Annotated in this window: 10 protein-coding genes; 2 read left to right on the forward strand and 8 right to left on the reverse strand. The window is 59.9% G+C overall.

What is annotated here, in order from left to right; genetic code table 11:
- Positions 1 to 391 precede the first annotated feature (391 nt).
- Positions 392 to 823 (reverse strand): DUF2721 domain-containing protein, encoded by a 432-nt coding sequence (locus tag CC94_RS0109000; RefSeq protein WP_005369077.1) that lies wholly within the window; start codon positions 821 to 823, stop codon positions 392 to 394.
- Positions 824 to 1,072: 249 nt separating this feature from the next.
- Here CC94_RS0109000 and CC94_RS0109005 point away from each other — a divergent pair, with 249 nt between their 5' ends.
- On the forward strand, positions 1,073 to 1,918 hold the full coding sequence (locus CC94_RS0109005) for a pirin family protein (RefSeq protein ID WP_005369079.1): 846 nt from the start codon (positions 1,073 to 1,075) through the stop codon (positions 1,916 to 1,918).
- 28 nt (positions 1,919 to 1,946) lie between these two features.
- Here CC94_RS0109005 and CC94_RS0109010 read toward each other — a convergent pair whose 3' ends face one another.
- From CC94_RS0109010 to CC94_RS0109040, 7 genes are all read right to left on the reverse strand, one after another.
- Positions 1,947 to 3,248, reverse strand: a complete 1,302-nt coding sequence (locus CC94_RS0109010) for a cytochrome c (RefSeq protein WP_245619723.1) — start codon at positions 3,246 to 3,248, stop codon at positions 1,947 to 1,949.
- Positions 3,230 to 3,670, reverse strand: coding sequence for a hypothetical protein (locus tag CC94_RS0109015; RefSeq protein WP_036303857.1), 441 nt, complete (start codon positions 3,668 to 3,670; stop codon positions 3,230 to 3,232). The genes CC94_RS0109010 and CC94_RS0109015 overlap by 19 nt, the downstream gene beginning before the upstream one ends.
- 9 nt (positions 3,671 to 3,679) lie before the next feature.
- Positions 3,680 to 4,282 carry a cytochrome c oxidase subunit 3 gene (locus tag CC94_RS0109020; RefSeq protein WP_031430562.1) on the reverse strand — a complete coding sequence of 201 codons (603 nt, stop codon included), beginning with the start codon at positions 4,280 to 4,282 and terminating at the stop codon, positions 3,680 to 3,682.
- Positions 4,275 to 6,269 (reverse strand): cytochrome c oxidase subunit I, encoded by a 1,995-nt coding sequence (ctaD, locus tag CC94_RS0109025; RefSeq protein WP_031430564.1) that lies wholly within the window; start codon positions 6,267 to 6,269, stop codon positions 4,275 to 4,277. The genes CC94_RS0109020 and ctaD overlap by 8 nt, the downstream gene beginning before the upstream one ends.
- Positions 6,270 to 6,280: 11 nt before the next feature.
- Positions 6,281 to 7,327, reverse strand: coding sequence for a cytochrome c oxidase subunit II (locus CC94_RS0109030; protein WP_245619724.1), 1,047 nt, complete (start codon positions 7,325 to 7,327; stop codon positions 6,281 to 6,283).
- Between the two features lie 201 nt (positions 7,328 to 7,528).
- Positions 7,529 to 8,707: an acetyltransferase domain-containing protein gene (locus CC94_RS0109035; protein ID WP_005369095.1), complete on the reverse strand. Its 1,179-nt coding sequence runs from the start codon at positions 8,705 to 8,707 to the stop codon at positions 7,529 to 7,531.
- Between the two features lie 645 nt (positions 8,708 to 9,352).
- Positions 9,353 to 10,102 (reverse strand): class I SAM-dependent methyltransferase, encoded by a 750-nt coding sequence (locus tag CC94_RS0109040; RefSeq protein ID WP_005369097.1) that lies wholly within the window; start codon positions 10,100 to 10,102, stop codon positions 9,353 to 9,355.
- A gap of 505 nt (positions 10,103 to 10,607) precedes the next feature.
- Here CC94_RS0109040 and CC94_RS22270 point away from each other — a divergent pair.
- Entirely contained in the window at positions 10,608 to 12,011 is a 1,404-nt protein-coding gene (locus CC94_RS22270) for a hypothetical protein (protein WP_005369100.1), read from the forward strand.
- Positions 12,012 to 12,041 lie beyond the last annotated feature (30 nt).

The raw sequence follows: 12,041 nt of genomic DNA on the forward strand, positions 1-12,041 counted from the left end.
CGTTCAGTGCAAATTCGGCTCCCGACGTAAAGCCGCAGCCGGCAAAAAAGGGCCTTCTCCTTCGCGGACGGAGCCATTCCGGAGAAGGCGAGGATGAGGATGACGAATAAGCATTGGCTTTGCTCTCGAAGAAACATAATGCAAGGGTCATGCCACGATTCCGGAATCCCGGTTTTCGCCGCCGGCCTTCGTGCGAGGCAGGTTTTTTGCGGACGTTTTGTTTCGATGATGTTTCTTGTGAAACGTAATCTTGTTTCAATACGAGAAATGAAACCGAGCCGGCGGTTCTGTTCTCCAGTGCAGAGCGTATCGGATTCGCCGCCGCGAGACACCCCCGGAGCGTATCGCCATGCCCGACGCTTCGTCGGAGGCGCCGGGTTGGAACGAAAAACTAAAGCTTCCGAACCTCAATCACCCCGGTTGCCAACGCGATCTCGCGAAGAAAACACAACAGGCCGCCGATCAGCGTTAGCATCGCCGCGACGAAAAGCAGTGCCACCGTACCCGACAGATCCGCGCGCAACTCGGCGCCGATGAACAGCGCCGCGATCGACAGGCAGATGCACAGGGCCGAGACGGTGCATAAGGAGATTGCCCAATGGTTCCAGAGCGCCCGCTGCGACAAGGTGCGCATCTCGTCATGGTGCTGCCGCAGCGCATCGCCTTCCATTTTGTTCAGCAGACGGTAACGGTCCACCACCCGGCCGAGACGTCCGGCAAGCACGCTCAAGATCGAGCCGATGCCGGTCAGCAGAAAGACCGGGGCAACGGCTTGCTGAATCGCATGGGCAACGGGGGGGATATTGTTGGCTAGGGCATCCACTGGGCTTTCCTCAAAAGGCAGACGGTTCGGAAAAATCCGGTTGCCGGCAAGATAATGACAAAAATTGCTGCCGTCAAGCTGCCGCGGATTGGGCGGAATTCGGCGCGCAACCGCTGACCGTTATCGCGCCAAGGGTTTTACGGTCGTTTCTCCGGAACTTATCGAATCAACCGGGAAACCAAGGATACATTACCCGTCACGTACGGGCTGTCTCGCGCGAATTGATGCTTTCCACCAAAGGAGCGCCGCATGAAAAAGCTTCATCGAATCGTCAGAAAAGGCCAGTTTCACTGGGTCGGCGACGGATTTCCGGTGCGGACGCTGTTCTCTTACGCGACGCCCGACGCCGAGGTCAGCCCGTTTTTGCTGCTGGACTATGCCGGTCCCGCCGAATTTCCTCCCGCATCCAAACCCCGAGGCGTGGGATTCCATCCGCATCGCGGTTTCGAAACGGTCACGATCCTGTACCAGGGCGAGGTCGAACACCGCGACACCGCCGGCAATGGCGGTTTGATCGGCCCCGGCGAGGTGCAGTGGATGACCGCGGCAAAAGGGCTGATGCACCAGGAAATGCACTCGGCCGCGTTTACCCGGCAGGGAGGAACCTTCGAAGCGATACAGCTCTGGGTGAATTTGCCCGCCCAATACAAGCAAGTGGACCCGCATTATCAGGCGATCGCGAAGGCGCAGATTCCGGAAGTCAGGCTGGACGGGAAAGGCAGCCTGATCAGGGTGATCGCCGGCAGCTATCAGGACGTAAAAGGCCCGGCCGATACTTACACGCCGGTCAATTTATGGGACCTCAGACTGTCGGCCGGACAAACTCTCGCCCTCGACCTGCCCGAAAACTACACGACGATCCTGCTTGCTCTGCACGGGTGCCTGCAAATCAACCGCGAAGCCATGCTGAACGAGGCGGAACTGGCCTTTTTCGAAAACCGGGGCGACCGTATCGAGCTGAACGCGGTTTCGGATTCGATACTGCTGGTGATGAACGGCGAGCCGATCGCCGAACCGATCGCGGGTTACGGACCGTTCGTAATGAATACCCAGGAGGAAATCCGGCAGGCGATGGCGGATTTCAATTACCGGTAACCGGGATAACAAGCTCCGCAAAAGCCTGTCAGGGCGTTTTCCGCAAGGCACGGCGCAAAGTCGCCACCTGGCGGGTCGTGACCGGCGAAGCGGCATTACCCCAACTGCTGCGGATGAAACTCAGCACTTCGGCTATTTGCCCGTCGGTAAATTTCGCGGCGAACCCCGGCATTTTATGGGGTTTCGGTGTGGCCACGGTTTTCGGGGGCTCGGCGCCTTCGAGCAGCAGCCGGATCAGCGAGGTCGGGTTGTCGGCCAGCACGAGCGAATTTCCGGCCAGTTTCGGAGTATGACCGGGCTTCCCTTCCCCCGTGAGCCGGTGGCATTTGGCGCAAAACGACGCATAGAGGCCCGCGCCCGGCCGTTCGACTTCGCCGCGTTGTAACGCCGCGAGCTTGACCGCGACCTCCGGCCCCTCGGGCCGATACGAGGCGTCTTCGCCGCGGGCGGGAAGCGACTTCAAATAAAGAGCGATCGCTTTCAAGTCGTCGTCGCGCAGATACTGCATGCTGTTTTCGACCACGTCGGTCATGCTGCCGAACGCCATCGCGCCTCCGCCATGTCCGACCCGCAGAAATTCCACGATGTCCGCTTCCCGCCAGCGTCCGAGTCCGGAGGCCGGGTCTCCCCGGAGGTTCGACGCATACCAGTGGTTGATCACGGCACCGCTCAAATAATGCGGCGAGGCTTCCGAATAGGCTTTTTCCTGAAAGGCGAACCCGCGCGGCGTATGGCAGGCGCCGCAATGGCCGAGCGACTGCACCAGATAGGCACCGCGGTTCCACTCCGCACTCCGTTTTTCATTCGGCTTGAAGCGTGCGTGCTCGACGAAAGCCAAATCCCAGAAAAACAGGCCGACGCGCTGGTTAAACGGGAAAGGCAGCCGGGTTTCCGGCGGCGCGGAGCTGACCGGGCCGACTTCATGCATGAAATAATCGTAAAGCGCACGGATGTCTTCATCGCTGAGCGCGGTAAAGGATGTGTAAGGCATCGCGGGGTAGAGCCTCCTGCCGTCTTTGGCGATCCCGTCGCGGACCGCGCGCGTGAAATCGTCCAGCGTATAGCGGCCGATGCCGTGGACCGGATCCGGGGTGATATTGGTCGAATAAATGATTCCGACAGGCGATTCGATCGGCAGCCCGCCCGCGTAAGGCGCCGCCTCCGGCCCGGCCGTATGGCAGGAAATACAGTCGCCGGCCTTGGCCAGATAGGCGCCCCGGCTCATGTCCGCCGCTTCGATCTGAGGGATCGCCGCCAGCCCGATGCACAGGGCCGCGCCGGCGGCGAAGAGGGTTGCGAATGACCGGTTCATCACGACGGCGAGCCGCACGGCGGCACCAGCAATAGTGCGCAGGCATTGAAAATGACCGCCGCGATGAAGATAAAACTCGACATCAGGCCGAGCGTTGCCAAAAAGCGGTTCCGCGCTTTACCCGATTCGGAGGAAAATCCGCCGGTTCCGGGCGGCCGGCGCGCTGCCAGCCGCCACGCGCGCCAGCCCATGCTTCCCGAAAACAGCGCCAGGCCGATACAGGCCACATTGATCGCCGCGAGCAGCCAGGGCAACTCCGCCCAAAGCGGCGCGGACAGCGGCGTCCGGTAGGGATAACAGGCATAAGCGGCCAGCGGCTCGCTCAGTACGAGCTGTGCCGTCCACGCCGCCGGCGCCCCGAACAAGCCCAGCAAGATACGCACTGTGCTCAGCCTGTTTTGCCGGCGAGCCGGAACTTCCAATTCGGATATCGGATTCATCGTTCTTGACTAACCCAAATACGGAAAGAGATATAAGGCGGAAAACACGAACAGCCAGACCGCATCGACAAAGTGCCAGTACAGGCCGCCGATCGTGACCGCGGCATGGCGCCGGTGATCGAAATAACCGAGCGCGATCCAGATCGCAAGCAGCGCCAGCATGACGAGCCCTACCGCTACGTGCAGCAGATGAAAGCCGGTGATCGTGAAATACAGCGAGCCGTACAAACTCGACGCCAGGCCGTAGGGTTTGTTGTGCCATTCGCCCAGTTGGATCGCCACGAAGCCTGCACCGAGCAGCGACGCGGCGACCATCGCCGCCAAGCTACGGCGCGGCTGTCTCAACCGCAAGCAGCGTTCGCCTGCCCAAACGAAGACGCTGCTGGACAATAAAATGACGGTATTGATCCCCGGCACCAGCAGCCTCGGCAACCCTTCCGGCGGCCAGTGCCGCTCGGTTTGAGACGCCAGATAGAAGTAAGAAAACAGCAGGTAGCCGAACAGCGCACCTTCGGTTGCGATCAGCGCCATCACGCCCCACCAGCCGCCCGAGCGTTTGCCCGCGCTGCCGATCGGCAACGGTTTTTCCGACGTCGTCAGCGCCTCAGCCACGGCCCGCCTCCGTTACACGGCTAACGCCCGGCACCCGCTGGACCAGTTTTTGCCTGGGCCACATCCAGGCGACCAGCGACAGGCCGGCGGCAGCCGTCATCAGAAAAGTAAATCGGTTCCAGTCCAGCAGCAGGCCCGCGAATCCCAAGGAGCTGAACAATGCCAGGAAAAACGGCGCATAAGTATCGTCCGGCATTTTCAGAATCACGTCCGGAACCGCGTCGAGCGCCGTCGTTCCGAGCGTTTCCCGCCCGTCCATCAATAAATAGCCTGTCTGAAGATTCGAACGGCCTTCCGCGGCATCGAGCCGGTCCTCCCATAACGGATGCCGGCTGGCGATCAAAGGAATCACCGCAAAATTGTAAGGCGGCGGTGGAGAAGGCACTGCCCATTCCAGGGTGGGCGCGTCCCAAGGATTCTGCGGGGCCAGGGCGCCGCGCTTCAGGCTGACGGCAATGTTGGCCAGAAAGATCAGAACGCCGGCCGCAAACACGAACGAGCCGATCGAAGTGATCAGGTTGACGGTGTTCCAGCCCATGTTCGGGGCATAGGTATAGATCCGCCGCGGCATGCCCAACAGGCCGGCCACATGCATCGGAAAGAAGCCGAGATTGAAGCCGATGAACAGCACCCAGAAGCTCCATTTTCCCCAGGTTTCGTTCATCATCCGGCCGCAGAATTTCGGGAACCAGTAATAGACGCCGCCGATGACCGGAAACACGTTGATGCCGAGCAACACGTAATGCAGATGTGCCACCACGAAATAGGTATCGTTCAGCTGTAAATCCAGCGGTACCGCCGCCGTCATCACGCCGGAAAGGCCGCCTATCACGAACAACAGGACGAACCCGGCAAAAAACAGAAACGGCGTCTGGAATACCGGCCGCCCGAGCCAGATCGTCGCGATCCAGGCGAATACCGCGACCGCGCTCGGGATCGAAATCGCCAGACTGGTCGCGCCGAAAAACGAGATCGCCAGCGCCGGCAGGCCGGTCGCGAACATGTGGTGAATCCACACGCCGAAACCGAGCAGCATCGTCGCCATCGTCGACAACGCCACCGCCGCATAGCCGACCAGCGGGCGCCGGCAGAACGTCGGCAGCGCATCCGAAACGATCCCCATCGCGGGCAGCACGATCACGTAGACCCAGGGATGGCCGAACATCCAGAACAGGTGCTGCCAGAGCATCGGCTTGCCGCCGTTCAGCGGATCGAAGAAATGCGTGCCGTTCTGCCGGTCCAGCCATAACAGGAAAAAAGCGAGGCTGACCGAAGGCACCGCGAACAGGTTGGCGACCGACGCGGTCAGCGTGCCCCAGACCAGGATCGGCACCTTGTCGATCGACATGCCGGGCGCGCGCATCCGGAACAGCGTGACGATGAAATTGACCGCGCCGACCGTCGTCGAAATGCCGAGCAGCACCATGCCGAGCGCATACACGTCGATATTCGGGCCGGTGTTATATTCCGGGCCGGACAGCGGCACATAGTTGAACCAGCCGGCATTGGCCCCTTCCCCTAACGGAAAGCTGGCGTAGAGAAAGAGGCCGGCGAACAGGAACAGCCAATAAGAAAGCGCATTCAGGCGCGGAAACGCCATGTCGCGCGAGCCCAGCATCAGCGGCCACAGGTAATTGGAAAACCCGGACAGCACCGGCAGCGCGTACAGGAAAATCATCGTAATGCCGTGCATCGTGAAGAGCTGGTTGTACTGTTCCGGGGTCAACAGGTGCCGGTCCGGCCCGGCGAGCTGCACGCGCATGATCAGCGCTTCAACCCCGCCGATCAGCAAAAAAATAAACGAAGTGACCAGGTAGCGCAGGCCGATTTCCTTATGGTCGACCGTCGACAGCCAGCCGCGCCAGCCGGGGGGCGATTCCCACAGTTCGGAGAGGTATCTTTCCGCGTCCGAGCCGATCGGAGCGCTGCCGACTTCGGGGATGCGTGCGAGCGTGCGATCGGGTGGGGTTTCGACTGCGTCCTTCATAGCCAGCGCTCCTAATCGAGGGTCGATAAAAATGCCGACAATGCGGCCGTTTCGCCGGGTGTCAGCGCGAAAGCGGGCATGCGGGCGCCCGGCTTGAGAGCCTGGACACGGGTGATCCATTCGATCCGGTGTTCGGCCGTATTGGTCAACAATCCCGCCGCCAGCATTCGGCGGGAGTTCAGATGCGTCAAATCGGGCGCATGCTTGCCTCCCGCATCAGTGCCGCGTACCGAATGGCAGCCGGCGCACTGCTCGATAAAAAACTTCCGGCCGGCGGCGGCATCGGGCTCTGAAGCGGGTGCGGCCGCTTTGCGCTGGGCGTCCTGCCATGCCTGGAAAGCGACCGGGCTTTGCGCGACGATTTCGAACCCCATGTGCGCATGCTGCAGGCCGCAAAACTGCACGCATTGCCCGCGATAAATGCCTTCGGCGTCGGCCTGGAGCCATTGCCGGTTTTGCAGGCCGGGAATCATTTGCGTTTTTCCGGCCAGCCGCGGCGCCCAAAACGCATGAATCACATCGGCGCTTTGCAGTCTGACCCGCACGGGCCGGCCGACCGGAATATGGATTTCGTTCGCGGTGACAAAGCGGCGGCTGGGGTCGTCATCGTCGTATTCGACCTTCCACCACCAGTCGTAAGCGGTGACTGTCACCGCCAATGCCGGGGTTTGCGTAGGTTGGGCGACCTTATCCAGCGTGATCAGCATATAGACGGCGAGCGCGAACAGCGCCGCGGTGGACAGGCCGGTGCCGATGTAGATCCAGCGCATGCCCTCGTTTTCGCGGCCGACCGTCCGAGGGGCCGCCAGCGTGCGTTTGCGAAACAAGGCGCCCGCCAGCAGCAGCGCGATAATCGCCAAAACCGCGACCACGACGGCCGTAAACACCCATCCGAGGTGCATCGTGGGCAGGGAGGCCGGGCCATCGCTATGCAGAAAATAGTTCAGCGGCGCGGCTTCGGCCGCCATCGCCATGTCCGGCATACCTCCAAAGGCAAGCGGAAAAAAAGCGCTCCCGGCCGCAACGCAATGTCGATATTCGGATCCTGAATCGTGCATCGGCGCCCTTTAGAAAAAGTGACGAAGCGAGAGATTTAGTGATGCGGCAGAACCTCTTCTTCCGGTCTCAATGCCGCGAATTAAATTCACTCCGATCGTTCGACCGCAAAGCTTCGGAATATTTCCCGTAGATCGAATTCTTTATTGGCCGTTTCGGGGGTGGCATCGGTGGTGACCGGCCGAATTGCCGCCACGCTGTAGTTAGAAATAGCTCAGCCAGGCAAGATGCGGGTATCGGCGTTTGATTCGGATGAAAGCGTCGCAGCAGGGATACAGCAGCAACAGCAATGCCAGCCAGATCCCGTAAACCATCGGCAAGTCGTAGCCGAATTCGGGGGAAGGCATTTCGGGGTACGGCCTTTCGGCGGAACCGGTCAGCAGCCAGTTGGCTGGCAGTTGCCGGTAGCGGGTGACGGCCAGAGCCGCGCCATGAATCAGATAGATATGCAGCAGATAGAAAAATAACGGCGCCTTGCCGACGGTCAGCAACGGGCGCCGGATGGGTTCCGGCTTGAACCCCTCGAAAAACGCCAGGCCGATAAACATCAGGCCCGCCGTTGCCAGCAAATACAGCAGCGAGGGCGGGTATTTTTGGAAATTCAGGATCGAAAACAGCGTAAACAGCGCGTTTTCTTGCGGCGCCCAGGCCTGGGGATCGCCGTAGAAGTTGCCGAGGCGCAGCGATAGAAACAATCCGAGACATAAAAGGCCCAGCCGGAACAGCACGGTTTTTCTGTTCGGTTCGAGAAACACCGGCCCCAGGCAATAGCCCGCCGCCATCACGCCGATCCAGGGAATCAGCGGATAGAGCGAATCGAAGGAACGGCCGGGCCAGAATTCGAATGTGCCCGGTTCGTGCAGAAGTATCCACAGCCAACGGGGAAGGGGGCTATTGCCGGCGTGAATCCCGTCGAAGGCGTTATGGCCGGCGATCAGCAGCACCGCGAACAGCGCAATCGCCCGGCGCGGCAGAAAGACCAGCGCGGCCAGCGCCAGCATCGACCAGCCCAGCGCCCAGATCACTTGGCCGAGCGCGTAACTGTAATCCCAGTTGAACGTCCAGCCGAAACGCACCAGCGTCAATTCCAATACGATCAGCCAGAGCCCGCGGCTGGCCAGATAAGCGGAAAGCTGCGTTTGCGTCAGGTTTTTGCGGTAGGTCGACAAGAACGCGCCGGCGCCGGCCAGCAGCATGAAGGTGGGCGCGCACAGATGCGTGATCCAGCGCGTCAAAAAATAGGCGGCATCGGTCCGGCTCAGATCGACCGGATTGAACATCGCGTTCGAGAAATAATCGCGGGTATGGTCCAGCGCCATCAGAACCATCACGAGTCCGCGCATCATGTCGATCGATTCCAGGCGCTGCAGTGTAGGCTTCATTTGGAGGACCTTTCAATCAACGGAGCAAAAAGGCAAGCCTTCCGTGGCATTGAAATGCGAATTAAGCACTGCATCGGCGTTGCTCCATCAACTATGCAGAGCAAATCCCCCCTGCCCCCCTTTTTCAAAGGGGGGATGTTGCCGGCAGAATCGCTCTCTTTTCAAAGGGGGATGTCGCCAGTCTGTAGTCTGTTAGGATGGGTAGAGCGAAGCGAAACCCATCGTGGATAGCTATTATAGTACTTCTCCGATTGATGGGTTTCGCTTCGCTCTACCCATCCTACCTTGTTTCAGGCCCGGACGGGATATTGATCCCGTCCGTAACGTTTAAAGCGGGGTGGACAGGGAGGATGATTTTATGTTTGCGGAGAATTTTCAAACAGTGGGGACGGGGTTTATAACCTGTCCCGCTCAGTTGAGCATTGACCACGTCGACAACCAAATAACGTTTGACAATGCCGCTTCCCCCCCCCTTTGAAAAAGGGGGGGGATTTTAAATTAGGCTGCTCCCACAGCATGACAGCCTTTAGCTCTTAACCCGTATTGAATTTCGCCGATTATAACCCTGTTTCAAAAAAGCGTTCGCCCCGAGTTGGCGGGACGGTCAAACGAGACGTTTTGGCCGGGAGAGGGCTCGCGGCCGGATCATGCCGGTTTGACCGCGCTGACCAGCGCATTTGCGCCGTCCCGAAAATGCAGGCGCGTGTTTGCGAAACCGGTGTCGGCCATCATTTCCAGCGCCGGCTGAAGGCGCATGATGTGCTCCTCGGACTCGTCGCTGAACAGGTGGACGATCCATTGCTCCAGCAGATCGTGCCTCTTCAGTTCGGTAAACACCCGGAAATAATGCCTGACCTCTGCCTGGGTGCTTTTGAGATGTTCGGCGGCATCGTCGAGCGCGTAACGGTCGCCGTTCACGAACAGGCCACCGGGTTTCAGTACGCGCAGGATTTCTTTCAGCACGCTTTGCCGGTAGCCGTACAAAAAATTGTGCAGCGTGTACGCGCTGACGACGGCATCAACCGAGGCATCCGGCGTTGCCTGCAAATGCGACAGCGCATCGCGCTCGATCAGCCGCAGCCGTTTTGCGGCCAGTGCTGCGGCCAGGTTATGCCGCGCCTGCGCCAGCATCGCGGGCGCATTATCGACACTTTCGACAAGCGCAACCTTGCGGCTGGCCAGCAGGCAGGCGGTAGTGATGCCGGTGCCCGAACCGATTTCGAGCAGATTCAGCGAGGCCTCGGGATAAGGCGGCATCCAGCCGTCGACGTATTCGCCTACGCGGCGGCTTATTTCCGCCGCGGACGGGCAAATCACCGCCAGCATCCCGTATTCTTCGGCAAGCGGTCCCTCGAATAAAAGCTCCGCGGCGTGTTTCGGATTCATCGTATTCATACCGTATTCATTTAAGTTACAAAATGAGGGAAATTACTGGACAAGAAAGCCGTTGTCAAACGGGCGCAGGCTCATTTGGCCTGTTTTCGGCAAGTCTCTTCGGCATCTGCCCGCGGCGGAGAAAAAGCCGGAATCATTGAAGCATGCCGTGAAGGTGTGGTATACAAGGCGGCTGGCAACGTTCGGGGAGGACTATCAATGAAATGATGATGAATACGAATGCCGCGATCTCGACGAATAACGATAAATGCAAGGGAGATCGCCAAATGACTGTCGGAACGAAAGGCTGTCGAAAAACTCTCGTGTCGGTGCGCTTCGGGCGCCCTGAAAATCCTGAGGCCGAAATATAGCCGGAATCGTGAATCCGGGGAGCGGGGAAACGAGGACGGTTATTCGATAGTTTGTCTGTTCGGACGGATACTTACCCGTGTGCGGGCGTCCAAGAATAAAAAATAAATGCCCCAATCCGCTGCACATGAACGCTCTTTTGAATGAGGAAATAATTATGCAAGAATTCTTACCCGTCGTAAAAGCCACTTTGCTGGAGTGGGCGCAACTTGCGCTTGGCAACCCGTTGTTTGCCGCGGCCCTGGTACTCGCCACCGCGCTGCTGGCCTCCCTCGTCGGCATGATCAGGAGGGTGCCGCTCAAAAGAAGGGCGGCCGCCAGCGAGAAGGCGCGCGCCGAGCTGGCGGACCAGCTTTCGATGACGCAGCAACAGACCGCCGGTCTGCAGGAGCGCCTGGTGCTGCGCAATCAGCAGATTTCCGGCACGGTTCAGGCGCTGGCGGCCGGTTTCGATGTAGGCGAACAACCTGTGCCCGCGGTCAGCGAAGATCTGGTGTCCGAGGATTTGTGGCAGCAGCATGAGAGGATTGTTACCCAATTGGCGGACTCTTTGCGCGTTGAGCGGCAGGCCAAAGCCGAGCTGCAGCAATCTTATCAAACCGAGAAGGAGCGTCGCGCCGAAAAAGAGGCGATCATCGACAATCTGCAGAATACGCTGGCCGAGAAAACGCTTCAAATCACCGGCCTGGAACGGCAGGTCGCCGAAATTCTCGAAAAACATAGCGCCCAATCGGCGCGGCTCACGGAACTCGAACGGCAGCGCCTGGAGTGGGACGATACGGAAAAACAACGGCAGCAAATGGCGGAAAAGCTGGCGGCGATGGAGGCCGAACTGGGCCGGCTGCAAAAAGCGGTAGAAACCCGTCAGGGAGCCGAACCGGCTCCGGCGCCAATTCATCCTGAGCCGGTTGCGGAAGCCGAGCAGGTTCTGCCGGAAATTCATCCCGAACCGGTTCGGGCGGCTGCGTCGTCACTGGTTGAAGCGATCATTCCCCAGGCGCCTGCGGAGCTTGTGGCATTTACCCCGGCTTCCCTGCCTGCGGCAGCCGAAGCCGCCGTGATCCCGGCTCCGGCGGCGATCGAGCAGGCGGCAGGGGCGCCGGATCAGCCGCAAGCGATCGTGCTGCCGGATTGGGATTACCAACCGGAAATAGCCGTCCCGACAAAAGCGGAAGCGCAATCCGCGTCCAAGGGGCAGGCAGCCGGTTTTGCCGGCAAATTGAAGGGCCTGTTCGGCAAGTCTCAACCGGAATCCAAACCGGAATCCGGCGCGCCCGTCGAGAGAGCCGAGGCAACCCGTTATTCCGCGGCGGAAATTCCGCCCGAAACGCGGCCCGAGCCGCAGCCGCAACCTTCGGCCGGCTCCGTGCAGGACCCGTTGGGTAAAATGAAGGGCCTGTTGGGATTGTCCAGGCAAAAAGCCGCCGAGGCGAAAGCGGAGCCTGTCGAATCCCGTGCGGCTGAACCCGCTGCGCCCGCCTCCCCGGATGCCGTTGAGTCAGATTCCGCGAAAAGCCAAATGAAAAAAATTAAAAACCTGTTCGGAATGGCCAAAGGATAAGGGTAATGGAACCGGCCTTCACTTTTTCGA

Origin of the sequence: Methylomicrobium agile, assembly GCF_000733855.1 — a bacterium.
GTDB classification, from domain to species: Bacteria; Pseudomonadota; Gammaproteobacteria; order Methylococcales; family Methylomonadaceae; genus Methylomicrobium; species Methylomicrobium agile.